The sequence below is a fragment of the Nitrosomonas sp. Nm166 genome, from assembly GCF_900112825.1.
Taxonomy (GTDB): domain Bacteria; phylum Pseudomonadota; class Gammaproteobacteria; order Burkholderiales; family Nitrosomonadaceae; genus Nitrosomonas.
Genome location: NZ_FONE01000031.1, coordinates 1 through 26,739 on the forward strand (window position 1 = coordinate 1; position 26,739 = coordinate 26,739).

A 26,739-nucleotide genomic window follows, 5' to 3' on the forward strand; every position below is an offset into this window, starting at 1 on the left:
GGGCGATTGCTTTTTCTACCGGTGTCCAATCAATCAGGTGATCGATTTGTTTGAGAAAGTTTCCTTTGCGAGTGCGGCGGGTGACATCAAATTCCGAAAAGCTCATATCAATTAACTCAATTGTATGATTAAAAACACTATTATATCATTAATCGCATCTGAAACTGGCTCTGACCGTGCAAAGTTCTCTATTCATCTATAAATCTAATTTGTTTTTCATAAGAAATATAAGTTAATGAGTTTAAATATAAAAATTATTTCTGTTTAAATTAATTAAAAATGTGAATATAATGTGAATTAAGTGTGAACTTTTTGTGAAGAAAATTATCTTATGTTCGCAAACTTAATAACACTAATAAATTTATTTAAGGAGATTTTAGTGAAAACAAGTCAAATATTTGCAATTTCGGCATTAGTTATTAGTGGTACTTTTTTTGGTATTTTATCGCTGTTTGAGTTGCCATATTCTATGATGGAATGGGTTATTTCAGATGTCATTCTCGGAGCTATCCTTTATCTGAGCTACTTGACGATTACGCTGGCATTTGGTTCATCCAAGACTAAAGTAGATTATCGCGGAAAGAAAATTACGGTATAAAGATTCTTAGATTAATGGGTTCTGTGTTTATTCAATTATCCACACAGAACCCATCTAATATTTTCTAAAATACTTGTCTTTTCTTCAGCAAAAGTTAACAGCCCATCAAATCATATTTTTTTGAACCTATCAGTCGGATGCTCAAGCCAGTAAATCAATCCTTGCGCATTAAGCTTAATATCAGAACGAAGTAGCTCATTGATTTCTGCTTGTGGTAATTGACAACCATGTTTCGATAATTTTTGCATCAATAGCGACTTCAAAGCTTCTGAGATCACTAACTGCTTATCAGCTCCAGCGTCTTTTGCTTGTTGAGCAATATCTACATGGGCATCAACCAGCTTGTGCATAGATTCAGCGTGGTATGGTAAATGACCAATGCGGCTATAGTGTGTCAGATAAGCATAATGTGGTTTATAGCTCATGATAAGATCGATTGAGACATGCGCCGCATCAGGATCAAATTGTACGGGTGAAGTAGTAGGAAATACGAATTCCAATCCATTGACATCCAGTTCCCGATACGAAACACCAAAAGTATCGCCTGTAAAAAAAGATCGGCTGCGCTCATCATAAATACAATTATGATGGCGAGCATGGCCGGGAGTGTCGAGGAACAGTAATGAGCGACCATTAAGGTCAATACGACTTTCATCAGGTGCTTCAATAATCCGACTGGCATCAATCGGGTGAATCTCACCATACACCCGTTTAAATTCCACCTCCCCGTACACACTCATTGCGCCAGCTACAAGTCGCACAGGATTTGCCATATGGCCGGCACCACGCGGATGAACAACCAATTTGGCATTCGGGAAAAGACGCATGCACTCACCTGCTCCACCGGCGTGGTCAAGATGGATATGCGTCAATATGACATAAGCAACATCTTCAGTTGAAATATTCTTTTGCTTAAGTGATTCGATGACACCGGGAATGGAAAAGGATGTGCCGGTATCAATGAGCGCAGCCATGCCTTTTTCAACGAGCAGGTGAATCGCTGCTCGTTTGGGACGATGAAATTGTGCGTCAATGGCGCTGATGCCATGCTCATAATCGGTAACAAGTGGTAATGACATGATTCTCTGGTTTATTCGCAGGCTGTCTGTAGTGACCGTGCTTAACGTTATTTGGATGGATGTTTCAACTGTTCAAGAATGGCTGGATTTTCCAACGTAGAAATATCCTGGGTTATTTCTTCGCCTTTGGCGAGTGCGCGCAATAATCGGCGCATAATTTTACCAGATCGGGTCTTCGGTAGATTTTCTCCAAAGCGGATTTCTTCAGGCCTTGCAATTGGACCAATTTCTTTTGTCACCCAATCACGCAATGTCTCGGTAATTTGAACAACTTCTTCTCCCTGCGGATACTGTCCTTTTAATACAACAAAGGCAATGACTGCTTCACCCTTGATCTCATGTGGCTTACCGACCACGGCAGCTTCGGCGACCAATGGATGAGCCACCAGGGCGGATTCGATTTCCATCGTCCCTAAGCGATGCCCGGAAACATTCAGAACATCATCAATGCGTCCCATAATCCAGAAATAACCATCCGTATCACGGTATGCAGAATCACCTGCCAGATAATATTTTCCACTACCCATTTCTTCTGGAAAATAAGTTTTTTGGAAGCGTTCCGGATCACCCCAGAGTGTGCGGATTTGGGAAGGAAAAGGCTTTTTGATCACTAAAAAGCCACCTTTGCCATTTTCCACTTCATGACCTGCTTCATCTACAATAGCTGCAAAAATTCCTGGCAACGGAAAAGTACATGAGCCAGGCTTGAGTGCAACAGCGCCCGGCATTGGTGCGATCATATGGCAGCCTGTTTCAGTTTGCCACCAAGTATCAACAATAGGACAGCGAGATTGTCCTACCTTTTCATAAAACCATATCCAGGCTTCGGGATTAATGGGCTCACCTACTGAACCCAGTAATCGTAGTGAAGATAAGTCATATTGCGCGGGTAGATCAGCTCCCTGCTTGATCAATGAACGAATTGCAGTGGGCGCGGTGTAAAAAGTAGTTACGCGATGCTTTTCGATAATTTCCCAAAAACGTCCGGCATGCGGATAAGTGGGAATTCCTTCAAAAATTACCTGAGTAGCCCCCACGGCAAGAGGTCCGTAAGCAACATAACTGTGGCCAGTAATCCAACCCACATCCGCGGTGCACCAAAATATATCAGTAGGTTTGTAATCAAAAACCCACTGCATACTCACTTTGGCTCCTAGTAAATAACCTGCGCTGGAATGTTGAACGCCCTTGGGCTTACCTGTTGAACCAGAGGTATACAAAGTAAACAAAGGATGCTCAGCATTGACCCACTCCGGTTCGCAATGTGCGCTGGCATTTTGTGTAATTTCATGCCACCAGACATCTCGTGTTGGATCAAATGATATTGCTGCACCACTTCGTTTATAAACAACGACGAGCTTGACAGATGCCGTATCGCCCATAGCCATAGCTTCATCAACGGTAGCTTTGAGCGGATTGTGTTTGCCGCCGCGTAACTGCTCATCGGCCGTGATGACTGCTATTGCACCAGCATCGGTGATGCGCTCATGCAAGCTTCTGGCAGAAAAGCCACCAAATACCACCGAATGAATTGCACCAATGCGCGCGCAAGCCTGCATGGCCACCACCGCTTCGATGCGCATGGGCATATAGATAATGACACGATCCCCTTTTTTTATATTTCTTGATTTCAGCGCATTGGCAAGCTGACAAACACGCTGATGAAGATCCCGATAAGTTGCTTGTATGACTTCGCCATTATCAGATTCAAAAATAATAGCAATCTTATCGGCTTGTGTTGCTAAATGTCGATCAAGGCAGTTATATGAAATATTCAATACACCATCATCAAACCATTGATAAAACGGCGGAGTTCGATCATCCAGTATTTTTGCAAAAGGCTTATGCCAGACAATCTGCTCTTTCGCTTGCTTGGCCCAGAAATTCTGATAATCCAGTTCTGCTTCTGAACATAGCGCTTGATATGTTTGCATATCGGGTATATTTGCTTTTTGAGCAAATATACCGGAAGGTGAAAAAATACGAGTTTCGTTTAGAACTGACTCAATGGTTGGCATGCTATTTCTCCGTATTTTGTTCGATAAGCTGAAACGGATTGTATCATTGGCACGCTTTGTAATTTGCTTGTAATTTGCACCTCCTACTTTGCATATACTTTTTCATATTTTTAGTGGTTAGATTAAATTAATTATCAGAAAAATAAGAATTAATAGCGATAGTTAATATCGGCATTAGAATCAAGTAGATATTTCATCTATCGAACTTTGTGTTTCATATTTTATAAATTTTTGATAGAATTTAACAATAAATGCGATGGGCTTTTTTAGCCCATTTTTTATTTGTGGCGGAGCTATGACACTTGAAGAATTACTAGAGACAACTCTGAAAGGAATGGGTTATGAGTTGGTTGAAGTGGAACAACTAGCGCACAGCAAATTATTAAGAATCTTTGTAGATAAAGAAGGTGGCATCAGCATTGACGATTGTGTTGCAATCAGTAACCATTTGAGTCGGCTGTTAGCTGTTGAGAATATTGATTATGGTCGATTAGAAGTTTCTTCGCCCGGGCTTGATAGGCCTTTGAGGAAAGAAGCAGATTTTCTCCGTTTTAAAGGAGAAACGATTAAATTAAAACTGCGCGTTCCTATCCAGGGGCAAAGAAATCTTGTGGGAATTTTGCGGGAAGTAAATGATGGCATAATAAAACTTGAAGTCGAAGGAAAATTGTTAGACCTTGAATTGAGTAACCTTGGAAAAGCTCGTTTGGTTCCAAAATTGTAGGTAAATAAAAATTTGGCTGGAGGACTATGAGCCGCGAGATTTTACTGTTAGTTGATGCACTAGCACGTGAAAAAGCTGTTGAAAAAGAAGTTATTTTCACAGCCTTAGAGCTTGCACTAGCGTCTGCTACAAAGAAACGGTTTGAAGAAGATATTGAAACACGTATTTCCATTAATAGAGTAACGGGAGATTATCAATCTTTTCGTCGTTGGTTAGTGGTAGAAAACGGTGCTGTGGAGGATCTTGCCCGCCAAATTTCTTTAGTTGATGCTCAAAAAATCAATGCGGATATTCACCTAGGTGGTTATATTGAAGAACCATTAGAACCCATTGAGTTCGGACGTATTGGTGCGCAAGCAGCGAAGCAGGTAATATTCCAGAAGATACGTGATGCAGAGCGTGAGCAAACACTGAACGATTTTCTTGAAAGAGAGGATTATCTGGTCAGCGGAACAATAAAGCGCATGGAACGCGGCAATGCCATTATTGAATCCGGAAAAATTGAAGCTGAATTGCCACGCGATCAAATGATACCTAAAGAAAACTTGCGGGTGGGGGATCGAGTTCGCGCGTATTTATATAAAATTGACCGTGCTTCGAGAGGACCGCAATTAAAGCTTTCCCGTATTACTCCCGAATTTCTGATGAAACTGTTTGAACTGGAAGTACCGGAAATAGAGGAAGGCTTGTTAGAAATTAAGGTAGCTGCACGAGATCCGGGATCGCGCGCTAAAATTGCAGTTAAATCAAATGATCAGCGCATTGATCCGATTGGCACTTGCGTAGGTATGCGTGGATCTAGAGTACAGGCAGTTATTAGTGAGCTGGCCGGTGAACGTGTAGACATTGTCTTGTGGGCAGATGATCCAGCTACTTTTATTATTAACGCGCTGGCACCTGCAGAAATTAGCAGCATCATGGTCGATGAGGAGAAACACAGCATGGATATTGTGGTAGATGACGATAATCTGGCACAAGCAATCGGCCGCGGTGGGCAAAATGTTCGACTTGCCTCAGAGTTAACGGGCTGGGAGTTGAACATCATGACAGTGGAAGAGTCTAAAGCCAAGCATGAAAAAGAGGCATCACAGACTTGCCAGCTTTTTATGCAAAAATTGGATGTTGATGAAGAGATCGCAGAAATACTTGTCCAGGAAGGCTTTGCTACATTGGAAGAAGTAGCTTACGTGCCATTAAATGAGATGCTGGAAATTGAATCATTAGATACAGAAACTGTAAATGAAATCAGGAATCGAGCCCGTAATGTACTTTTAACAGATGCTATTGCTAATGAAGAGAAAGTAGAACATGTCGCTGAAGATTTGCTTTCATTAGAGGGTATGGATATCAATATTGTTCGGGAATTGGCATCCCGAGGTATTAATACGCAAGCTGACCTGGCTGATTTAGCTGCTGATGATTTGGTAGAAATGACCGGTATCGATACGGAACGTGCAAACCGGCTGATTATGAAGGCCCGTGAACCGTGGTTTACTTGATTTAAATCATGAATATCAATTATAAAGTGTAGTTGACTATTTACTTTGATGAAAACCTGCTTGAAGTTTTAATTGCTGAAAGGTTATAAATGGCTCAAATGAGTGTAGAACAATTTGCTAATGAACTGGGGTTGTTGCCAGCAGTCTTGCTGGAACAGCTTAAAGCTGCTGGCGTAAAAAAAATGTTAGCGGAAGACAGTCTGACAGAGCAAGATAAGGCTCAACTACTTGATTATCTTAGAAGAACTCATGGATCCACTGAAACCAAAAGCAAAGTTACTTTAACTCGCCGTCAAACTTCAGAAATCCGAAAATCTGATAGTACTGGTCGAGCGCGAACCATTCAGGTGGAAGTTAGAAAAAAACGTGTCCTGACAAAACCAATTCCTGGAGATCTGGAATCCATCCCAATAGCAGCAACCAGATCTGAAACAATTCATCCACCAATTAGAGAATCGGTCATTGATGCGGAACAACTGGCATTACGTAATGAAGAAGCAAGAAAACAAGCAGAATTAATTGCACGTCAGGCTGAGGAAATTAGACAAAAAAGAGCACGTAAAAGAATTGAAACTGCTGAGGAAACAAACAAGAGTGAACAGGTAACAGCCCCTGCTGAAGCAGCAGAGTTGGCTAAACCAGTACCCCTTGTAGCTGCAGAACCGGAAGTTAATATTCAATCAGAGCCTGTCAAAAAAACTGAGCCTGAACAGCAAAGTGAAGCTCAGTTGCCCGCTACTTCTACTGATGGAACACTGCACAAGCTTGCTGGAAAATCTGAAGAAAAAACAGAGAAAAAAAAGAAACAAGTCAAGCAGCAAGTGATGTGGAAGGATGAAAGTACCAAGAAACGAAGCGTTAAAACTCGCGGCGATCTTTCCGCTGGCCTAGGATGGCGTACAACCCGCAGAGAGAAGCATAGTAAGCCCACCCATGTAGAAGATCAGAATATTCATGGCTTTTCTGCACCTACCGAACCTATTGTGCGCGAGATTATGGTGCCAGAAACAATTTCTGTGAGCATGCTGGCTCAAAAAATGTCAGTTAAAGCGGCTGATGTCATTAAAGTGCTCATGAAAATGGGCAGCATGGTAACCATTAATCAAATGCTGGATCAGGATACCGCCATGATTGTCGTTGAAGAAATGGGCCATATTGCCAAATATGCAGAAATGGATAATCCTGAAAGCTTCCTTGTTGATAGTGAAGCATCTATCGCTGAGGCAGAATTGTTTCCTCGGGCACCCGTGGTAACAGTGATGGGACACGTTGATCATGGCAAAACTTCTTTATTAGATTACATTCGTCGTACTCGGGTTGCAGGGGGCGAGGCAGGTGGTATCACACAGCATATTGGCGCTTATCATGTAGAAACGGGTCATGGCATGATTACTTTTCTGGATACACCGGGACATGAAGCATTTACTGCAATGCGCGCACGCGGTACCAGAATTACCGATATTGTCGTTCTGGTAGTGGCTGCCGATGATGGTGTCATGCCTCAAACCATCGAGGCCATTCATCATGCAAAAGCAGCAAAAATTCCTATCATTGTTGCGGTAAATAAAATAGACAAGCCGGAAGCAAATGTCGAGCGAATCAGGCATGAACTGGTTGCACATGAAGTGGTTCCAGAAGATTGGGGGGGTGATACGATGTTTGTCGAGGTATCTGCCAAAACCGGTCAAGGGATCGATGCCTTACTGGAAAGTATATTGCTGCAAGCTGAAGTGTTGGAATTAAAGGCACCCACAAAAACACCAGCTAAAGGTGTGGTGATCGAATCTCGCCTGGATAAAGGACGTGGTCCGGTAGCCACTATTCTGGTGCAGTCGGGAACTTTAATACGCGGTGATATTTTATTGGCTGGCGCAGTCTACGGTAAGGTGCGTGCCATGAATGATGAGAATGGTAAAGCGATCAAGCAGGCAAGCACATCCATTCCGGTTGAAATTCAGGGTTTATCAGAAGTACCTGAAGCCGGTGAGACCGTTTTTGTGCTGGATGATGAACGCAAGGCGCGAGAAATCGCCCTCTTCCGACAAGGTAAATATCGTGATGTGAAACTTGCCAAGCAGCAAGCTGCAAAACTTGAGAATGTTTTTGATCAACAAGAAGATGTTAAGGTTTTATCCTTGATAATCAAGACAGACGTCCAAGGCTCTTGTGAAGCTCTGGCCTACGCATTGCAGAAACTCTCAACCGATGAAGTAAAGGTAAATATTATTCACAGCGGGGTTGGTGCAATTATTGAATCAGATATCAATCTATCGCTTGCTTCAAAGGCGGTTGTGATAGGCTTTAATGTACGTGCAGATGCAAGTGCTCGCAAGTTGATCGCATCAACCGGCGTGGATGTACGATATTACAACATTATTTATGAAGCCGTCGATGAGATTAAAGCTGCACTTTCAGGCATGATGGCGCCTGAACGTAAAGAACATATCATCGGTCTGGTTGATATTCGTCAGATTTATCGCATTCCTAAGGTAGGCGCAGTTGCTGGATGTTATGTTGTGGATGGTATCATTAAAAGGAATTCACTGATCAGAGTATTACGAGATGGTTTGGTAATACACAGCTGTGAGTTGGACTCACTGAAACGCTTTAAAGATGATGTTAAAGAAGTCAGAGAAGGATTTGAGTGCGGCTTGTCCTTAAAAAACTTCAGTGATATTCAGGTGGGTGATCAACTGGAAGTTTATGAAATTGTTGAAACAGCCCGGTCTTTATAACACATGCTTTAAGCAGAGACAATCTTAATGCCTAAAGACTATTCTCGCACATTACGCGTAGCTGATCAGATCCAGCGTGAATTAGCAGATCTGATACAGCACGAAATCAAAGATCCGCGTGTTGGGCAAATTACAGTCACTGCTGTCGAAGTGACGCGTGATTATAGCCATGCCAAGGTTTTTTATACGATGCTAGGAAGTAAAGAAGAGAAATTGCTGGTAGAAAACGGACTTGAGCATGCGAAAGGTTTCTTGCGCTCAAATCTATCTCATCGGATGAAATTAAGAGTTACGCCGCAGCTACAGTTTATTTATGATGAATCAGTTGAACGTGGCGTTCGTTTGTCGAAATTGATTGATGAAGCAATCGCTCAAGATAACATTACCCGCCCAACAGACTCTGACAGTTAAAACAAAGCGTGCACATGCTGCAGGCTAAAATCCCGCCGAGCAAGACGATTAAATCTATTAAACGAAATATCAGCGGTGTTCTCTTATTGGATAAACCATACGGTATTTCATCCAATAAAGCTGTGCAAATCGCAAAACGAATTTTTTCTGCTGCCAAGTGTGGTCATACTGGCACACTCGATCCGATGGCAACCGGATTGCTGCCACTCTGCTTTGGCGAAGCGACCAAATTTTCATCGGTGTTACTGGGTGCTAATAAAACCTATGAAGCGACATTAAGACTTGGTTTTATAAGCACGACAGGAGATGCGGAAGGTGAAATCAGCCAATTCACAGCAAATGCTGGAAATCCAACGCCGTCTCAGTGCGAGCAAGTGCTTAAATGCTTTATTGGCAGAATCAGACAAGTGCCGCCGATGTACAGTGCGCTGAAACATCAGGGAAAGCCATTATACGTTTATGCAAGAAATAACAAAGTGATTGAACGTCCAGCACGTGAAGTTCTCATTCATGACATACAAATTAAGTCATTGATAGACAATGAGTTACAATTGCATATTGAATGCGGAACTGGTACTTATATCCGAACCTTGGCAGAGGATATTGGTAGAGCGTTAGGCTGCGGCGGTGCTTATTTGACGCAACTGCGGCGCACGACTATCGACAGTTTTGATTTGTTTCAGGCTCAAGCTTTATCGACATTGGAAGCAATGGATACAATGGATCGGGATGACTGTTTACTACCGGTTGATTGTTTATTACAAGAATTTCCAGCCGTTATTTTGAATGAATCAGCAGCACTACACATCCGGCAAGGGCGTATCATCTCTAACCCACCGGATGTCCACAGTATGCCCGAAGGAAATATCGTGCGTTTATACGATCACCAGCAACAATTCCTGGGGTTGGGCGAAATTACCGACAAGCAGAAAATAGCCGCAAAACGCCTATTGGTAAATCCTTGATGGCTAGCGAGTGCGAAACATAAAGTAAACCGCACCCACCATACACAGCGCAGCCCATAAATAATCCAGTTTCAGGGGCTCCTTTAAATACAGCAGAACGAATGGAACGAATACAGTCAGTGTAATCACTTCCTGCAGTATCTTGAGTTGTGCAACCGATAGGACAGTATAGCCAATCCGGTTGGCGGGAACCTGTAACATATATTCAAGAAATGCAATGCTCCAACTGATCAGGGCAGCAATAATCCACGGTTTATGATTCAGTTCCTTCAAATGGGCATACCAGGCAAAGGTCATGAATATATTACTGAAGGATAAAAGAATGATGGTGTGCCAAATCTCGCGCATCTATCAAACTCCCAACTCCTGCCATATTGCATCTACCCGCTTCTTAATTGCATTATCCATCACAATCGGCATCCCCCACTCCCGGTTCGTCTCACCCGGCCATTTGTTCGTTGCATCCAGTCCCATCTTTCCGCCCAATCCAGAGATCGGACTGGCAAAATCCAGATAATCGATCGGTGTGTTTTCAACAATCAGGGTATCGCGCGCAGGATCAACGCGGGTGGTAATGGCCCAGATCACTTCTTTCCAGTCGCGCACGTTGATATCGTCATCAGTGACAATAATGAATTTGGTGTACATGAACTGACGCAAAAAACTCCAGATGCCAAACATTACGCGCTTGCTATGCCCGGCGTACTGCTTTTTCATGCTCACCACTGCCATACGGTATGAACATCCTTCCGGTGGCAAGTAAAAGTCAGTGATTTCCGGAAATTGTTTTTGCAGTAATGGCACGAACACTTCGTTTAGTGCTACACCGAGAATCGCAGGTTCATCGGGTGGTTTGCCGGTATACGTGGAATGATAAATCGGGTTACGGCGCATCGTGATCCGCTCGATGGTAAACACTGGGAAAGTCTCCTGTTCATTATAGTAACCAGTGTGATCACCATAAGGTCCTTCCAATGCAGTTTCACCGGCACTAATCGCGCCTTCCAGCACAATCTCCGCACTCGCTGGCACTTGCAGGTTATTACCGATACATTTCACTACCTCTGTTTTGGCCCCGCGCAATAAGCCGGCAAACTGATATTCGCTTAAGGAATCCGGCACCGGCGTCACAGCACCCAAGATGGTTGCCGGATCAGCACCGAGAGCAACCGCCAATGGATACGGTTTGCCCGGATTCAGCAAACTGAATTCACGAAAATCCAGTGCCCCTCCTCGATGCGCCAGCCAGCGCATGATGACTTTATTCGGAGCGATCACTTGTTGGCGGTAAATGCCTAAATTCTGCCGGGTTTTATTCGGCCCGCGAGTTACTGTCAAACCCCACGTGATTAGCGGCGCAACATCGCCTGGCCAGCAGGTTTGAATCGGAATCCGGCGTAGATCGACGTCACCACCCTCCCACACAATCTCCTGGCACGGCGCACTGTTCAATTGCTTTGGCGCCATATTCAGCACTTGCTTCAACACCGGCAATTTATCCCAGGCGTCTTTCAGTCCTTTCGGCGGATCAGGTTCTTTCAAATAGGCTAGTAACTTACCGACTTCGCGCAACGCTTCGACTGTTTCCTGCCCCATCCCCAACGCCACTCGTTTGGGTGTGCCGAACAGATTGCCCAGCACCGGTATCGTGTGCCCCTTGGGATGTTCAAATAATACCGCCGGGCCCTGCGCCTTCAGAATACGATCACAGATTTCCGTCATTTCCAGTGCCGGATCAACTTCCGTTTTGATGCGCTTAAGCTCACCCATCGCTTCCAGTTGCGCAATAAAATCGCGCAGATCTTTATATTGCATGGGAAATATCCTTTAGCTCGGAAAAATGACAAAATCGAGCGCAATGCCAATAAACACGACCATACCTACCCAGTTATTGTGCAAAAATGCCTTAAAACACAGCGCTCGGTCACGATTGCGAATCAGTGTGTATTGGTATGCAATCAATCCTACTGCAATCATCAACCCCATGTAATACGCCAGGTTCATTTGCTGCATTTGCCCGATCACCAGCATGATTGCGAGAAAGCAGGCATGGCACAGCATTACACCCAGCACATCGAATTGTCCGAAGGTGATCGCAGAAGTTTTGATGCCAATCTTCAGATCATCCGGTTTATCGACAATCGCATACGCCGTATCATAGGCAATTACCCAAAATAGATTAGCAAACATCAATATCCAGATAACTGCCGGCAGACTGTTGGTCTGCGCAGCAAAAGCCATCGGAATGCCGAAACTGAATGCAATACCCAAATAAGCCTGCGGCATGGCAAAAAAACGTTTGGTGAACGGATAGGTTCCCGCCAGAAAAAGCGCTGGTACTGAGAGCAAAATAGTTAATTGATTTAAAGGTTGAATTAGTAAGAATGCAATCAAACTCAATCCCGCCGCCAGTAATAAAGCTTCTCTAGTACTGACTTGACCAGCCGCCATGGGGCGATTTTTGGTGCGTTCGACGTGCGGGTCGATTCTCCGATCGGCAAAATCATTGATGACGCAGCCAGCCGAGCGCATCAATATCGTACCCAGAATGAAAATGATGAGAATGTGCCAATCAGGCAATCCTCTCGCTGCAAACCACAGCCCCCACAGCATCGGCCATAGCAACAGCAATATTCCGATCGGCTTGTCCAGACGCATCAATTGCGCGTAAATTTTAATTCGATCTGCAGTGCTCACAATGGTAAATCCAAAATACTTGGTAAAAATACTTCCGTTACTAAAATCGATTGTCCATGCAGCGTAAACAATGAACGCCGCGCCCACAGATTTGCCGGTTTTGCTGGCAATTGGGCGCACGCACGATCATAAAGAAAATGGCCGCGACTGACTTTCTTAAATTCCAGCGGTGTGCGTTTGATCTTGGGATTAGTAAACAAAACCGTTCCTAAAGATTTATTGCCTAATCCGCTTAACCCTCGCCACGCACCGCGCAAATCCTTGCGCGCCACAACGGAATGTGCAAACACTACCGGCATACTTCCACAATAAAGATAAACTTCCCGCACCATCGCCAGCTCACACTGGCGCAATCCCATAATATCTAATTCATCGTCATATATTTTGTTAAGCGACTGAAATACCGGCTGAACACGAAAGTGAGTGCAGCGATCTTGGATACGGCGCGTCAGTGAGCCGCAATCCTGCAGCCAATTGCGTTGGCGGTATGAAACAGATACTAAAGTAGCATTCCACGCCGACGAAGAAGCGCTGTTCATCGAGGCAAAGCGAGCAAATGGGATTGTTGCATGTGAAATTCTTATATGAAGAAAGGACAAGCAAAGTTGTTTTGAGAAAATATTGGAATGGGATTATACAATCAATTGATACTTGAATGTTCGAAGTGCAGAGAAAGACTATCGGCGGTTACATGCTTTTGTATTATTACATCAAAATACCATCCTCAGGTTTGATAGGTTCCGAACGATCAGGATCGTTAATCAATTCAAGCAAGTTAATTTCAATATTCCTAGAAATTGCTTTCAGTGGCAAATCGTTTGGTTGCAAGCCAAACGGATCCTCAATTTCATCACCAATGGCATCTAACTCAAAGAACGCATAAGAAATCAGCAGCACAACCACCGGTGTCAGCATGCCGGTCGTTTCAACCAGCCCAAACGGCAGGAATAAACAATAGGAAGCCACGATGCGGTGAATCAAAACGGAATAGCTGAACGGTATTGGCGTATTTTTGATGCGCTCACAGGCACCAAGAATATTGGATAGTTCATTAAGCTGGTTATTCATCAATGGAAAATTAAATTCATGTAGCCAGCTTCGGTTGCGTGCAACCGCAAGATCACGACCCAATTGCTGCAAAATAGCAAGCGGTCGATGTGTGGATTTTAGAACACTAACCCAATCTTCGTTTGGTAAAAATTTTTTAATTTCCTCTGCAGGATTTTCATTGCGCAGGTGACAACGCAACGCATGCGCAAACGCAATCACGCGTTTGACAAAAACTTGCCGGAAATGCTGCAATTCCTCACTGCTATTCGAAGAATTTAAAACAAAGCAGGCTTGGCGTGTCAGACTACGCGATGTGTTGACCACTCCCCCCCAAAGTTTGCGCCCTTCCCAGAATCTATCGTAAGCAGCATTATTACGAAAACCCAAAAAAATACCGAGTGCTACGCCTATTAGAGTGAAAGGTATTGTTGTAAGGGTATATTCTTGGATACTGTAGTACAGCTCGACATAAGTAACGACGATTGCGACTACCGTAGCGGTAAGAATCCGCGGCCACGTTTCCATAAAACTGCTGCCCCTGAAATGAAACAGCAAGCGTATCCATGAAACTTTACCTTTAACAATCATGACAGCTAATCATTCCTCTTTGATCGAAGCATTGATCCATCCTTTAACCAGCAAGCAATTGCAGCGCTTATTACCCTTCTTTAAATTCATGACTTATACCCGCAAATATTCGGTTTTATCCCCCAGCCAGCGCTCAATATGCCGTTGCGCCAACTCAGGATAGTCGTTGAGTATTTCATCTGCTGCTGCTTGTACTGCCGTAAGTAACTCATCATCTTGCTCCAGATCAGCGAAACGTAGCATTGGCACTCCGCTCTGACGCGCACCCAGGAATTCACCGGGGCCTCTTAACTGTAAATCCTGGCGGGCGATTTCAAAGCCATCGGTATGTTCAAAAATGATTTTGAGTCGTTTGCGGGCAATTTCCGACAAGGGTTGCTGAAACATCAGGATGCAAATGCTGGCCTCTGACCCACGCCCCACGCGGCCGCGCAATTGGTGTAATTGTGACAACCCCATGCGTTCGGCATTTTCAATCACCATCAAAGACGCATTCGGCACATCCACACCCACCTCAATAACAGTCGTAGCGACTAATAATTGAATGTCTCCTTGCTTAAAGCACATCATTACCTCAGTTTTTTCCTGGGTAGGCAAGCGCCCATGCACTAAGCCAATACTTAAATCCGGAAATATCTTGCTCAAGCTTTCATGGGTTTCGATAGCGGTTTGAAGCTGCAATGTTTCGGATTCTTCGATCAGCGGGCACACCCAGTACACTTGTTTACCTTGCTGGCAGGCCTGCTGGATACGTGTAATGATTTCGTCACGGCGACAGTCAGCGATCAATTTGGTCACGATAGGCGCTCTGCCAGGTGGCAATTCATCAAGGATTGACACATCCAGATCGGCAAAATAACTCATCGACAGTGTGCGCGGGATCGGTGTAGCACTCATCATTAACTGATGCGGTACAAAATCGGATTGTGAGCCTTTCATGCGCAGCGCCAAACGCTGATGCACGCCAAAGCGATGCTGCTCGTCAATAATCGCCAGGCCCAATTGGTGAAATAACACCTGATCCTGAAACAAGGCGTGCGTACCTACGGCGAGTTGCGCAGTACCAAGTGCAATCTCATCCAATATCGCTTGCTTGTGTTTCTTTTTCTGGCTACCGGATAGCCAGACAACGCGTATCCCCAGTGGATCAAACCAGCTGGATAATTTGTGAAAATGCTGCTCAGCAAGAATTTCAGTCGGTGCCATAATGGCTACCTGAAAACCATTCTCGATTGCTTGCAAGGCAGCCAGTGCAGCCACGATGGTTTTGCCGCTGCCGACATCGCCTTGTAGCAGGCGCTGCATTGGATAAGGTGCTGCCAGATCACGGCTGATTTCTGCAGATACTTTGGTTTGCGCGGCAGTCAGTTTAAAGGCAAGTTGCTCAATAAATTGATTCGTCGATTGATTCTTTTTCGCAAGCACTGGTGCACAACGGCTACGCCGCTGCCGGTAATGCAGACGCATGGATAACTGCTGCGCCAACAATTCATCAAACTTGATACGCCGCCATGCAGGATGTGTGCGTGCTTGCAGGGCTTCCACCGACACATCGGGAGGTGGATTGTGCAGGCACATGATGCTGTCCTGAAAACCTGCCAGCCGGTATTTTGTTATGATTTTGTCAGGCAGCGTTTCGACCAACACTTGCACATGGTGCACATCCTGCAAAACTTTTCTAATCAGCTTGCCCAGAATCTTTTGCGTTAAGCCGGCAGTAGTAGGATAAATTGGCGTCATGGTATCGGCAAGTAACTCGCCTTCATGCACAATACGACATTTAGGGTGAACCATTTCTGTACCAAAAAATCCCCTCCGAATCTCGCCCAGCAGCCGTACTCGCTTTCCGACGGCATAAGTTTTGATCTGATTGCCGTAGAAATTCAGAAAGCGCATGATGAGGATACCGCTACTATCTTCTACTTGACAGACGAATTGCCGTCTCGGACGAGTTACTACTTCGCTATGAATGATGATACCCTCAACTTGCACCACCTGGCCTTGGGGAGCATCATTAATCGGAAACAGATGAGTTTCGTCTTCATAGCGAATGGGTAAGTGCAAAATCAGATCCAGCTTATTTTGAATGCCTAAACGGGATAATTTTTCCTGCACATTGCTGCTGACAGTCATTGCTAAGACTGATGATACTGCGTCATTTAGTTGATTGAAAATTTATTATTGCAATACCATCACTGCATCCATTTCTACCAAAGCGCCCCGCGGTAGGGCTTTAACACCGATGGCTGCGCGTGCTGGATAAGGTTGAACGAAATAATTGGCCATTATTTCATTGACCAAGGCAAAATTATCGAGATCGGTTAAGAATATATTTAATTTCACAATATCATTCAAATTACCCCCACTGGCTGTCGCCACCGCTTTCAGATTCGAGAATACTTGCTGAATTTGTGCTTCAATTCCGCTGACCATTTGCATACTTGCAGGATCCAGCCCAATCTGACCCGACAAATAGACGGTATCACCACCGCTGACTCGAACAGCCTGGGAATAAGTACCGATTGCTTGAGGAGCATTCGTGGCCTGGATGATTTTTTTTGTCATTTTTTCTCCTGAAAAATTTATTCATACTTTTTGTTTTCATAGATACTTGCGCTATGATGCAGTGAACTTTTACATATTTCAACCGATTAGATACTGTTTGTCCCTTGATATTAAGTAATCCGGGCGAGGTTTAATTAAATTTTTATTTAAGATTTTCATTTAATGCAAAAACTGATTATCCAAGGGGGTAAGTCACTGCACGGAGAAGTTACTATCTCGGGTGCAAAGAATGCTGTACTTCCTCTTTTGTGTGCTGCACTTTTAACTAAAGAATCTTTGAAAATAAATAATGTTCCCGTACTTCGGGACATCACTACTATGTTGTCATTGCTCAAGCAAATGGGAACAGACATTATAGAACCCTATTCATCTGAGGTCGTGCTATCTGCTTCACAATTGACTCATCCTGTAGCTCCGTATGAAATGGTTAAAACCATGCGCGCAGCCATCCTGGTGCTGGGTCCATTACTGGCTCGCGCGGGAGAAGCGACTATTTCATTGCCTGGTGGCTGTGCAATCGGTCTACGGCCAGTGGATCAGCATATCAAAGGTTTGCAGGCGATGGGAGCGGAGATCAGCATTAAACATGGTTATATTCATGCTACTGCCAAGAAACTGCGTGGTGCACGTATTATATTTGATATTGTCACTGTGACTGGAACAGAAAATTTAATGATGGCAGCGACATTGGCTGAGGGAACCACGATTCTTGAAAATGTGGCCCGGGAACCTGAAATAGTGGATCTTGCTCACTGCTTGAATGCGATGGGTGCCAACATTCAGGGTGCTGGTACCGACATTATTGCGATTGAAGGTGTATCTTCATTACATAGTGCAGAACACACGGTAATGCCCGACCGGATCGAAACTGGCACTTTCCTGGTTGCAGCCACGGCTGCAGGTGGCGAAATTTACTTAAAAAATACTGATGCTCATTTACTTGATGCTGTTTTAGATAAACTGGTCGAAGCCGGTGCTCAAATTGACTCTGCTGAAAACTGGATACATCTGAAAATGCCCACAAAACCTAAATCGGTCAACTTGCGCACAGCACCTTACCCGGCTTTCCCGACCGACATGCAAGCACAGTTCATGTCGTTAAATTGCATTGCAGACGGCACTGCGATTATCACTGAAACTATTTTTGAAAATCGGCTAATGCATGTGCAGGAATTAAAGCGCATGAACGCAAATATTGAAGTGGAAGGTAATGCGGCTATTATCTGCGGCATTCCAAAACTGGACGGTGCACATGTGATGGCGACTGATTTGCGCGCATCGGCAAGCTTAGTGATTGCTGGACTGATAGCGCAAGGTGAAACTGTGATTGACCGTATTTACCACCTGGATCGTGGTTACGAAAATATTGAAGGTAAATTATCTGCTTTGGGCGCACAAATTAGACGTGCCCATTAAAAAGAAAAAGCCTTTGGGTTTATCAAAGGCTTTTTAAGTAATTGCTGAACTGGTATTTGATTAAGTTCTTATAATTTTGTTTGTTTATAACTTACCACAACCGTGGCAATTTTCTTGTTCAATCCCATTACTGGAACAACCAGAACCTTTTTGCCATCCACATCTGACTTGACGGTTATTTTCTGAAGATTCAGAATTTCCTTAGGAAAAATTTCCGTTCCGTTTGCTTCTTCAAGTCGTTTATCCGTTGAAACCAGTAATTGACCGTCATCATTAATCAGCACGACTCTTTCCGTGTCTCTCATTTTTACGATTTCGCTCAAATACTGATCAATTTGATCAATATTGTTACGAATCAGCTCACCGCGCACTGCCCAGGATAAAACCTGTCCAAAACGCTCTTCTTCCTTAATATATTGCTTATCAGCATATTCACGGGCTTGTTGGGTAATTAACAGACGCTCGTTTTCAAGTTTCTTGGCCATGTCAGATTCTACTTTACTAACAGCGATGATCTTCCAAGCAAAGGCTATTACGATGAGTCCCATCAGCACTGCAACATACTTGGCGGGCAATTGCATAGTTGGAATTTTATTTACCCATTCAAACTTAGCATTTAATAATGAAAATAAGGTATCAGCCTTAGGTTGTTGATTTTGGTTTTGCTTGTTCTGATCCGTCATGGATAACTCCTTGTGATATGTAGCAAAGTAAAAACCCAAATTATCCACTAATACTTACTGAAGGAAAAGTAGAGCATATTAATAAAATTTTTTATCTCACTGCATAGTTAAAATTTAATCTAAATGATGATCATGGCTCTTAAGATATAAGATTTATAAAACAGATAGATAACTATTTAAGCCTGAAGTACTGCTTGACTACAACATCACCGGGTTTTCATTTATGTTTTATAATCGCATCTATTTAAGTAGCAGTAAAACAAGAAAGCATAGCAATCCGATGGATAATAGTTCAGCATTGAAAAATAACAAGAAAACCTGGTCAGGGCGATTTAATGAGCCGGTTTCTGAGCTGGTAGCACGATATACAGCTTCAATAGACTTTGATCAACGATTAGCCGAGTATGATATCCAAGGATCGTTGGCCCATGCACAGATGCTTTCAGCTCAAGGAATTATTAGCAATAAAGATTTAATAGCGATTGAGCAAGGCTTAAATCAAATTCGTGATGAAATCCGTAATCAACAATTTTCTTGGCTCGTAGAGCTGGAGGATGTTCACCTAAATATTGAGAAACGCCTGACCGCCTTAATCGGTGACGCTGGCAAGCGATTGCATACCGGCCGATCACGCAATGATCAAGTCGCTACTGATATTCGCTTGTTTTTACGGGCTTCGATTGATGAAATTATTCATTTGATCAAAGCCATGCAGCATGCTTTACTAAATCTGGCAGAGCAACACGTTCATACTGTTATGCCAGGTTTCACCCATTTGCAAGTGGCGCAACCTGTATCGTTTGGTCATCATCTGATGGCTTATTTTGAAATGTTGAAACGCGACATTGGACGATTGATTGACTGCAGAAAACGCGTGAATCAGTTACCGTTGGGCGCTGCTGCACTGGCAGGCACCAGTTATCCCATTAACCGTGAACTGGTGGCTGAAATATTAGGTTTTGAAGGAATTTGTGCGAATTCGTTGGATGCAGTTTCAGATCGAGATTTTGCTATTGAATTTAGCGCCTGCGCAGCACTCATCATGACGCATTTATCTCGTATGTCGGAAGAATTTATTATATGGATGAATCCATCGTTCGGTTTCATTCAATTGGCCGATCGATTTTGTACCGGTTCTTCCATTATGCCGCAGAAAAAAAATCCAGATGTGCCCGAATTGGTGCGAGGAAAGACGGGCCGTATCAATGGCCACCTGATTGCACTGCTGACACTGATGAAAGCGCAGCCGCTTGCCTATAATAAAGATAATCAGGAAGACAAAGAACCCCTTTTTGATACGGTCGATACATTGATGATTACTTTAAAAATTTATGCCGACATGCTCACGGGCGTTCAGGTTAACCAAGAAGCCATGCGTCAGTCGGCATTACGCGGCCATGCGACAGCCACTGATTTGGCTGACTATCTGGCTAAAAAAGGCATTCCCTTCCGCGATGCGCACGAAATTGTGGCAAAAACCGTACAGTTTGCAGAACAAAAAGGCTGTGATCTTAACGACCTTGAATTAAATGAGCTGCAACAATTTTCTGCTCAAATCGAATCCAATGTTTTTGCTGTCTTATCGCTGGAAGGTTCCTTGAAAAGCCGAAAACATATCGGTGGCACCGCACCTGAACAAGTACAAGCAGCTATCCATCAAGCCAAACAATGGTTAGCCATAGAAGATCCGAAACATGCATGCCTGGCATGAAATTAGCGCACAAATTTCTGCTGCTATCAATAGTCACTTCAAGGTAAAAGAAAGCCAAGCAATCGGTGGCGGCTGTATTAATCAAGCTTACCGTATCACAGATGGCAATCGATGTTATTTTGTCAAATTAAATACATCTGACAGTCTTGCCATGTTTGAAGCTGAAGCTGCTGGCTTAATGGAAATTCATCAGTCGCATACCATACGGGTACCACTGCCTATTTGTTATGGGCAAGACGAACATACCGCATGGTTAGTTCTGGAATATCTGGACATTCACCGTAGTATGCGTGGCAATGCATCAGAGTTAGGGATACAACTTGCTTCCATGCATCGCATCACGGCTAGGCAGTTTGGCTGGGTCCGCAATAATACGATCGGACAAACCCCACAAATAAATACAACATCTTCAGATTGGGTCTATTTCTGGAAAACGCATCGCTTAGGTTATCAGTTAGATCTCGCCCAAAAGAATGGTTTTGACGGTAAACTGCAGAAGCTAGGAGAACGGCTATTAATTGATCTGGATAAATTTTTTCCGGGTGTAACGCCACTTCCCTCGCTTTTACATGGCGACTTGTGGAATGGCAATTACGCTTATAGGGAAATGGGGAATCCGGTTTTATTTGATCCTGCGGTGTATTATGGGGATCGTGAAGCTGACATCGCCATGACCGAACTTTTTGGGGGATTCTCAGTCGATTTTTATTCTGCTTATCGAAATGATTATCCCTTGGATTCGGGGTATAATTTGCGCAAGATAGTTTATAACCTCTATCACATCCTCAATCATTTAAATCTTTTTGGCAGTGGTTATCACCATCAAGCTGAACAAATGATGAGTTTATTACTTGCTGAGATTCACTAATAACCATTGGATAATACTGTCCGCTCAAATGTTATACAAAAACTATCTGATTATTTCTTTAGATTATTCTGCTTTCTGTTTCTGTAGTCATATATGACCAAGTATGTTTTTGTGACAGGCGGTGTTGTATCCTCCTTGGGGAAAGGCATTGCTGCAGCATCTCTGGCCGCGCTTCTTGAGACGCGGGGCATCAAAGTGACGATGCTTAAACTGGACCCGTACATTAATGTAGATCCTGGTACGATGAGTCCATTTCAGCATGGTGAAGTTTTTGTGACGGAAGATGGTGCTGAAACAGACCTTGATCTGGGGCATTACGAGCGCTTCATCAGCACGCGCATGACCCGGCACAATAACTTTACTACGGGTCAAATCTACGAGAGTGTTATCCGCAAAGAAAGACGTGGTGATTATCTCGGTGGCACCGTACAGGTTATCCCGCATATTACCGATGAAATAAAAAGATATATACAGGCGGGCGTTGGTGATGCGCAAGTTGCCATCATTGAGATTGGCGGCACAGTCGGTGACATTGAATCCCTTCCTTTTCTGGAAGCGATTCGCCAAATGGCTGTGCAGCATCCACGCCACGATACCTGTTTTATTCACCTCACGTTACTGCCCTATATTGGTTCAGCGGGCGAACTAAAAACTAAACCAACGCAGCATTCGGTAAAAGAATTGCGTGAAATCGGTATACAACCTGATGTCTTATTATGCCGATCAGATCGTGAATTACCGAAAGAAGAGCGCAGAAAAATAGCCCTCTTTACCAATGTGCAGGAAGAAGCTGTTATATCGGCGACTGATGTAGATAGTATCTATAAAATTCCCGCCTTACTCCATGAGCAAATGCTAGATGAAATTATCTGCCATAAACTGAATATTCTGGCTAAGCCGGCTGATTTGAGTGTCTGGAAAAAGCTGGTTTATGCCCTGGAACATCCTAAATATGCGGTGACTATTGCAATAGTTGGCAAGTATGTAGATTTGATCGAGTCTTATAAATCCCTATCCGAGGCCCTGATTCATGCAGGTATTCATACGAATAGCCGGATCAACATCACCTATATCGATTCAGAAAATATTGAAAAGGAAGGCACCGACTGTTTAGTCAATATGGATGCAATTCTAGTCCCTGGAGGGTTTGGTAAGCGGGGTGTGGAAGGCAAAATCATGGCTATCCACTTTGCCCGTACGAACCGTATTCCATATCTGGGTATTTGTCTGGGTATGCAACTGGCTGTCGTTGAATATGCACGTAACAAAACCAGTATGAAAGGCGCTCACAGCACGGAATTTAATCCTAATACCCATTATCCCGTCATTGGATTGATCACTGAATGGCGTACCCGCGATGGGCAGCTTGAAACAAGAGATAAAAACTCCGACATCGGTGGCAGTATGCGCTTGGGCGGTCAGGAATGTATTCTGAAGAAAAGTTCACTGGCTTGGAAAACCTATGGTGTGGATAAGATTATTGAACGCCATCGTCATCGATATGAGGTCAATAGTCTCTACATTCCCCAATTAGAAGAAGCGGGGCTTTGCATCAGCGGCTTATCCAAAGAAGAAAAGCTATGTGAAATGATAGAACTTCCTGAAACCGAGCATCCATGGTTCTTGGGATGTCAATTTCATCCGGAATTTACTTCTACGCCGCGATTAGGTCACCCGTTGTTCAAATCTTATGTCCAAGCGGCTATTCATTTTTCCAGTAAACATCGCCGCGCAGGAGATGAAAAAATACACGTTGTGCGCAACAACTGATGGATCAGGAAAATTCATGATCCATACCGAGAATAATATCCAGCTATCTATAGCTATACCCAGGATAGCAAAAATAACACTAACTTAACAACAGTAAATAACAGGGAAAAGTAGTATGAGTGCAATCGTCGATGTCATCGCCCGTGAGATTCTTGATTCTCGCGGTAATCCAACCATTGAAGCAGATGTACTGCTGGAATCAGGCGTATTAGGCCGCGCCTCTGTTCCTTCCGGAGCATCCGTTGGAACCAGGGAAGCAGTAGAACTGAGAGATGGTGATGCACAACGCTACTCAGGCAAGGGGGTGCTCAAGGCAGTTGAGCATGTCAATACCGAAATTTCCGAAACACTCATGGGCTTAGATGCGGTCGATCAAAGTTTCATCGATCAGGCTTTAATTGACCTGGATGGCACAGAAAACAAATCCAGACTGGGCGCTAATGCTATTCTGGCGGTATCACTGGCTGTCGCCAAAGCGGCCGCTGAAGAATCCGGTTTACCTCTATACCGTTATTTAGGCGGTGCCGGCCTGATGTCCATGCCGGTGCCTTTGATGAATTTGATTAATGGCGGTGCGCACGCTAATAATAATATCAGTATGCAGGAATTCATGATTGTTCCATTAGGAATTTCAAACTTTCGTGATGCCATTCGTTGTGGCGCAGAAGTTTTTAGCGCACTGAAAAAACTTATCAACGAAAAAAATATGCCTACAACAGTGGGTGATGAAGGTGGATTCGCGCCTAATCTGGCAAATAATGAAGCAGCCCTGCAATTAATGGTTCAAGCTATTGATCAAGCGGGCTATCAAGCAGGTAGAGATGTTGCGATTGGTATCGACTGTGCTAGTTCTGAATTTTTCCAGGATGGTAAATATCATTTGGCGTCCGATGGGCTGTATCTGACTTCAGCGCAATTTGTTGATTATCTTGTCTCTTGGGTAGATAAATATCCAATTATCAGTATTGAAGATGGTATGAGTGAACATGATTGGGATGGCTGGGAATTACTTACTAATAAATTGGGCAAATCGATTCAATTAGTCGGTGATGATATATTTGTGACCAATGCAAAAATTCTGCAAGAAGGGATTAAACGGGATATTGCAAATTCCATACTTATCAAAGTGAATCAGATTGGCACTTTGACTGAGACACTCACTGCTATTGAAATGGCAAAATGCGCTGGCTATACCGCTGTCATTTCGCACCGCTCCGGAGAAACTGAGGATACCACCATCGCAGATATTGCCGTTGCAACTAACGCACTACAAATAAAAACAGGATCACTGTCTCGCTCTGATCGTCTAGCTAAATACAACCAATTACTGCGTATTGAAGAAGATTTGGGAGAGTCGGCAAACTATGCAGCTCGGAGAGCATTTTACCAACTTCGATAATGAAGATTCTGGCTTTTATACTGCTTCTGCTGATAGCCCTCATGCAATATCCATTATGGTTTGGTAAAGCAAGCTGGAGAAAAGTCTGGCAAGTAGATCAAGATGTCATTGCAGCGCGTGAAAATAACTTGATACTTCAGAATCGTAATAACATGCTTGAAGCGGAAGTTAATGATCTGAAACAGGGCCTTGAGGCAATTGAAGAACGTGCTCGCAATGATCTGGGCATGACTAAACAAGATGAGATATTATTTCAGATTGTTAAAAGTACACAGTCCAAAATTTCCAATATCAGCCAATCAACCCAGCATTAATTAAATTACTTTTATTCTGAATTTCTTCTATCAGGCTAATCTGAACTCTCTTAAAAATTTTATACCTAATTATCAGGCGATAGCCCTTTATCATAAGCGGAGTAAGCTGAATCATACGAATACGATAATCTAAGCCTTGATCTCTTGAAAATAGGCAATTCAATCCTATATACCCCACTTCAGTTTGGACTATACCATGGAGTAAATAAATGAAAAGAATTATTCTCTTTTTAGCAACTAACTTAGCTATTATCGTTGTTTTAAGCATTACACTACGATTGCTGGGCTTTGAAAGAATCCTTGATGAACAGGGAACTGGCCTGGACATTAATTCCTTACTATTATTTGCTTCAGTATTTGGATTTGGTGGTTCGCTGATGTCATTGATGATGTCAAAATGGACTGCAAAGAGATTCACTGGTGCACAAGTCATTGAAATACCTCGTAATGCTCAAGAACACTGGTTAGTCACTACGGTGCAACGACAGGCAAAAATAGTAGGTATCAATATGCCAGAAGTAGCCATTTATAATGCGCCAGACATCAATGCCTTTGCAACAGGTATGTCAAAAAATGATGCATTGGTAGCTGTAAGTACCGGTTTGCTAAATAGTATGAATCAAGATGAGGCTGAAGCTGTTCTGGCTCATGAAATCAGTCATGTGGCTAATGGCGATATGGTGACATTGGCGTTGATTCAAGGTGTTGTCAATACCTTTGTTATCTTTCTGTCACGCGTTATCGGCCATACCATCGATCGTGTCGTATTCAAAACAGAAGAGGGTCACGGCCCTGCTTTCTGGATTACTACCATTGTCGCAGAAATTGTCTTGGGCGTACTGGCCACTATTATTGTGATGTGGTTTAGCCGTCAGCGTGAGTTTCGTGCTGATGCGGGCGGAGCCAGCCTGGCAGGGAAAAATAAAATGATATCGGCCTTGCGTCGCCTGCAATTAAGCAGACAGGAAGTTCATTTGCCCGACCAGTTAGCCGCTTTTGGTATCTCAGGAAAAATTGGTTCTGGCTTAGCAAGCTTATTTATGTCTCATCCCCCATTAGAAGAAAGAATCGCAGCTCTTGAAGCTCAACGCTAATATTTTCTAATTTTTCACCAATAAACGCCGCATTTTCCCATGCGGCGTTTGTTTTTATAATTTAATTTTTTGATGTTGTAATAAACAATTTTTCTAGAACTGTATTACTTAAGATAAATTAATACAATACAATCAATAATACTATCTATTGATTAATAAGAAGTTTCTCTTGAGAAATCTTGCCAGATAAAAGGCGGATTAACAGATGGTTTAGTCGGAATAAAAAAAGTGGCCGCGTCCAGGACACCTATCAAAGTACGACCCACTGTATGCATGATACCCATTGCTGTTCCAATTGAAACGCCATAAAGTGGTCCCTCATTTTGGCTGGTCAAAATGATATTCTTGGGTAACTCCACCCACCCAGTAACTGCATTCGTAACGCCACTAACAAATTTCTCAGCCGAGTTACTAAAATAGCTGTCAGCAGCAATTGCTTGGGACGAGAAAAGGAAGAGCATGGATAATATTAAAGAGAATTTAACAATTCTTTGCATCAGGAAAACTCCTTATTCGGTGGTAAGATTATTAAATTTCTGTTTCCGGTTAAGCAGT

General features: G+C 43.4%; 24 protein-coding genes. 13 read left to right on the forward strand and 11 right to left on the reverse strand.

Going from position 1 to position 26,739, the window contains the following annotated elements:
- Positions 1–379: 379 nt before the first annotated feature.
- Positions 380–598, forward strand: a complete 219-nt coding sequence (locus BM021_RS09670) for a C4-dicarboxylate ABC transporter (protein ID WP_090720835.1) — start codon at positions 380–382, stop codon at positions 596–598.
- A gap of 110 nt (positions 599–708) precedes the next feature.
- Here the strand turns inward: BM021_RS09670 and BM021_RS09675 are convergent, their stop codons facing one another.
- Both BM021_RS09675 and acs read right to left on the reverse strand, forming a co-directional pair.
- Positions 709–1,677 carry an MBL fold metallo-hydrolase gene (locus BM021_RS09675; protein WP_090720836.1) on the reverse strand — a complete coding sequence of 323 codons (969 nt, stop codon included), beginning with the start codon at positions 1,675–1,677 and terminating at the stop codon, positions 709–711.
- Positions 1,678–1,724: 47 nt separating this feature from the next.
- Entirely contained in the window at positions 1,725–3,695 is a 1,971-nt protein-coding gene (acs, locus tag BM021_RS09680; protein ID WP_090720837.1) for an acetate--CoA ligase, read from the reverse strand.
- Positions 3,696–3,990: 295 nt separating this feature from the next.
- Between acs and rimP the strand changes: the two genes are divergently transcribed.
- From rimP to truB, 5 genes are all read left to right on the forward strand, one after another.
- On the forward strand, positions 3,991–4,419 hold the full coding sequence (rimP, locus tag BM021_RS09685; protein WP_090720838.1) for a ribosome maturation factor RimP: 429 nt from the start codon (positions 3,991–3,993) through the stop codon (positions 4,417–4,419).
- A 26-nt stretch (positions 4,420–4,445) separates the two neighbouring features.
- Entirely contained in the window at positions 4,446–5,918 is a 1,473-nt protein-coding gene (nusA, locus tag BM021_RS09690; RefSeq protein WP_090720839.1) for a transcription termination factor NusA, read from the forward strand.
- Between the two features lie 89 nt (positions 5,919–6,007).
- Entirely contained in the window at positions 6,008–8,653 is a 2,646-nt protein-coding gene (gene infB, locus BM021_RS09695) for a translation initiation factor IF-2 (protein ID WP_090720840.1), read from the forward strand.
- A gap of 27 nt (positions 8,654–8,680) precedes the next feature.
- Entirely contained in the window at positions 8,681–9,064 is a 384-nt protein-coding gene (gene rbfA, locus BM021_RS09700) for a 30S ribosome-binding factor RbfA (RefSeq protein WP_090720841.1), read from the forward strand.
- 14 nt (positions 9,065–9,078) lie between these two features.
- On the forward strand, positions 9,079–10,029 hold the full coding sequence (truB, locus tag BM021_RS09705; protein WP_090720842.1) for a tRNA pseudouridine(55) synthase TruB: 951 nt from the start codon (positions 9,079–9,081) through the stop codon (positions 10,027–10,029).
- A 3-nt stretch (positions 10,030–10,032) separates the two neighbouring features.
- Here the strand turns inward: truB and BM021_RS09710 are convergent, their stop codons facing one another.
- The 7 genes from BM021_RS09710 to BM021_RS09740 all read right to left on the reverse strand — a co-directional run bounded on the left by BM021_RS09710 (position 10,033) and on the right by BM021_RS09740 (position 16,929).
- Positions 10,033–10,377, reverse strand: a complete 345-nt coding sequence (locus BM021_RS09710) for a DMT family protein (protein WP_090720843.1) — start codon at positions 10,375–10,377, stop codon at positions 10,033–10,035.
- A gap of 3 nt (positions 10,378–10,380) precedes the next feature.
- Positions 10,381–11,844 (reverse strand): 4-hydroxy-3-polyprenylbenzoate decarboxylase, encoded by a 1,464-nt coding sequence (ubiD, locus tag BM021_RS09715; protein WP_090720844.1) that lies wholly within the window; start codon positions 11,842–11,844, stop codon positions 10,381–10,383.
- A gap of 12 nt (positions 11,845–11,856) precedes the next feature.
- The gene (gene ubiA / locus BM021_RS09720) at positions 11,857–12,726 is read right to left on the reverse strand and encodes a 4-hydroxybenzoate octaprenyltransferase (protein WP_090720845.1); all 870 of its coding nucleotides are present in this window, start codon (positions 12,724–12,726) and stop codon (positions 11,857–11,859) included.
- Positions 12,723–13,265: a chorismate--pyruvate lyase family protein gene (locus tag BM021_RS09725; RefSeq protein ID WP_090720846.1), complete on the reverse strand. Its 543-nt coding sequence runs from the start codon at positions 13,263–13,265 to the stop codon at positions 12,723–12,725. Before BM021_RS09725 ends, ubiA begins: the two co-directional genes overlap by 4 nt.
- A gap of 166 nt (positions 13,266–13,431) precedes the next feature.
- Positions 13,432–14,364 (reverse strand): bestrophin family protein, encoded by a 933-nt coding sequence (locus BM021_RS09730; protein ID WP_090720847.1) that lies wholly within the window; start codon positions 14,362–14,364, stop codon positions 13,432–13,434.
- A gap of 93 nt (positions 14,365–14,457) precedes the next feature.
- Positions 14,458–16,497, reverse strand: a complete 2,040-nt coding sequence (recG, locus tag BM021_RS09735; protein WP_090720848.1) for an ATP-dependent DNA helicase RecG — start codon at positions 16,495–16,497, stop codon at positions 14,458–14,460.
- Positions 16,498–16,542: 45 nt separating this feature from the next.
- Positions 16,543–16,929, reverse strand: a complete 387-nt coding sequence (locus BM021_RS09740) for a RidA family protein (protein WP_090720849.1) — start codon at positions 16,927–16,929, stop codon at positions 16,543–16,545.
- A 162-nt stretch (positions 16,930–17,091) separates the two neighbouring features.
- On the opposite strand from BM021_RS09740, the gene murA reads away from it, so the two are divergent.
- Positions 17,092–18,345, forward strand: coding sequence for a UDP-N-acetylglucosamine 1-carboxyvinyltransferase (gene murA / locus BM021_RS09745; protein ID WP_090720850.1), 1,254 nt, complete (start codon positions 17,092–17,094; stop codon positions 18,343–18,345).
- A gap of 68 nt (positions 18,346–18,413) precedes the next feature.
- On the opposite strand, the gene BM021_RS09750 is transcribed toward murA, so the two are convergent.
- A complete protein-coding gene (locus BM021_RS09750; protein WP_256207864.1) occupies positions 18,414–19,076 on the reverse strand; it encodes a hypothetical protein in 663 nt (220 codons plus the stop codon).
- Positions 19,077–19,308: 232 nt separating this feature from the next.
- On the opposite strand from BM021_RS09750, the gene argH reads away from it, so the two are divergent.
- From argH to htpX, 6 genes are all read left to right on the forward strand, one after another.
- Positions 19,309–20,739: an argininosuccinate lyase gene (argH, locus tag BM021_RS09755; protein WP_090720852.1), complete on the forward strand. Its 1,431-nt coding sequence runs from the start codon at positions 19,309–19,311 to the stop codon at positions 20,737–20,739.
- Complete coding sequence (locus BM021_RS09760; RefSeq protein ID WP_090720853.1) at positions 20,723–21,607, forward strand: fructosamine kinase family protein; 885 nt, start codon at positions 20,723–20,725, stop codon at positions 21,605–21,607. The genes argH and BM021_RS09760 overlap by 17 nt, the downstream gene beginning before the upstream one ends.
- Positions 21,608–21,700: 93 nt before the next feature.
- The gene (locus tag BM021_RS09765) at positions 21,701–23,377 is read left to right on the forward strand and encodes a CTP synthase (protein WP_090720854.1); all 1,677 of its coding nucleotides are present in this window, start codon (positions 21,701–21,703) and stop codon (positions 23,375–23,377) included.
- A 115-nt stretch (positions 23,378–23,492) separates the two neighbouring features.
- On the forward strand, positions 23,493–24,776 hold the full coding sequence (eno, locus tag BM021_RS09770) for a phosphopyruvate hydratase (RefSeq protein WP_090720855.1): 1,284 nt from the start codon (positions 23,493–23,495) through the stop codon (positions 24,774–24,776).
- Positions 24,776–25,090, forward strand: a complete 315-nt coding sequence (gene ftsB, locus BM021_RS09775; protein ID WP_090720856.1) for a cell division protein FtsB — start codon at positions 24,776–24,778, stop codon at positions 25,088–25,090. Before eno ends, ftsB begins: the two co-directional genes overlap by 1 nt.
- 209 nt (positions 25,091–25,299) lie before the next feature.
- Positions 25,300–26,184: a protease HtpX gene (htpX, locus tag BM021_RS09780; protein WP_090720857.1), complete on the forward strand. Its 885-nt coding sequence runs from the start codon at positions 25,300–25,302 to the stop codon at positions 26,182–26,184.
- Between the two features lie 152 nt (positions 26,185–26,336).
- Here htpX and BM021_RS09785 read toward each other — a convergent pair whose 3' ends face one another.
- Entirely contained in the window at positions 26,337–26,681 is a 345-nt protein-coding gene (locus BM021_RS09785) for an exosortase system-associated protein, TIGR04073 family (RefSeq protein ID WP_090720858.1), read from the reverse strand.
- Positions 26,682–26,739: the final 58 nt, after the last annotated feature.

Coding starts and splice junctions, on each gene's coding strand:
- rbfA (WP_090720841.1), top strand. CDS start 8,681: ATGCCTAAAGACTATTCTCGCACATTACGCGTAGCTGATCAGATCCAG.
- ftsB (WP_090720856.1), top strand. CDS start 24,776: ATGAAGATTCTGGCTTTTATACTGCTTCTGCTGATAGCCCTCATGCAA.
- murA (WP_090720850.1), top strand. CDS start 17,092: ATGCAAAAACTGATTATCCAAGGGGGTAAGTCACTGCACGGAGAAGTT.
- recG (WP_090720848.1), bottom strand. CDS start 16,497: ATGACTGTCAGCAGCAATGTGCAGGAAAAATTATCCCGTTTAGGCATT.
- ubiD (WP_090720844.1), bottom strand. CDS start 11,844: ATGCAATATAAAGATCTGCGCGATTTTATTGCGCAACTGGAAGCGATG.
- BM021_RS09765 (WP_090720854.1), top strand. CDS start 21,701: ATGACCAAGTATGTTTTTGTGACAGGCGGTGTTGTATCCTCCTTGGGG.
- BM021_RS09725 (WP_090720846.1), bottom strand. CDS start 13,265: ATGAACAGCGCTTCTTCGTCGGCGTGGAATGCTACTTTAGTATCTGTT.
- BM021_RS09760 (WP_090720853.1), top strand. CDS start 20,723: ATGCATGCCTGGCATGAAATTAGCGCACAAATTTCTGCTGCTATCAAT.
- BM021_RS09740 (WP_090720849.1), bottom strand. CDS start 16,929: ATGACAAAAAAAATCATCCAGGCCACGAATGCTCCTCAAGCAATCGGT.
- infB (WP_090720840.1), top strand. CDS start 6,008: ATGGCTCAAATGAGTGTAGAACAATTTGCTAATGAACTGGGGTTGTTG.
- BM021_RS09675 (WP_090720836.1), bottom strand. CDS start 1,677: ATGTCATTACCACTTGTTACCGATTATGAGCATGGCATCAGCGCCATT.
- BM021_RS09785 (WP_090720858.1), bottom strand. CDS start 26,681: ATGCAAAGAATTGTTAAATTCTCTTTAATATTATCCATGCTCTTCCTT.
- BM021_RS09710 (WP_090720843.1), bottom strand. CDS start 10,377: ATGCGCGAGATTTGGCACACCATCATTCTTTTATCCTTCAGTAATATA.
- htpX (WP_090720857.1), top strand. CDS start 25,300: ATGAAAAGAATTATTCTCTTTTTAGCAACTAACTTAGCTATTATCGTT.
- rimP (WP_090720838.1), top strand. CDS start 3,991: ATGACACTTGAAGAATTACTAGAGACAACTCTGAAAGGAATGGGTTAT.
- argH (WP_090720852.1), top strand. CDS start 19,309: ATGGATAATAGTTCAGCATTGAAAAATAACAAGAAAACCTGGTCAGGG.
- acs (WP_090720837.1), bottom strand. CDS start 3,695: ATGCCAACCATTGAGTCAGTTCTAAACGAAACTCGTATTTTTTCACCT.
- eno (WP_090720855.1), top strand. CDS start 23,493: ATGAGTGCAATCGTCGATGTCATCGCCCGTGAGATTCTTGATTCTCGC.
- truB (WP_090720842.1), top strand. CDS start 9,079: ATGCTGCAGGCTAAAATCCCGCCGAGCAAGACGATTAAATCTATTAAA.
- BM021_RS09730 (WP_090720847.1), bottom strand. CDS start 14,364: ATGATTGTTAAAGGTAAAGTTTCATGGATACGCTTGCTGTTTCATTTC.
- nusA (WP_090720839.1), top strand. CDS start 4,446: ATGAGCCGCGAGATTTTACTGTTAGTTGATGCACTAGCACGTGAAAAA.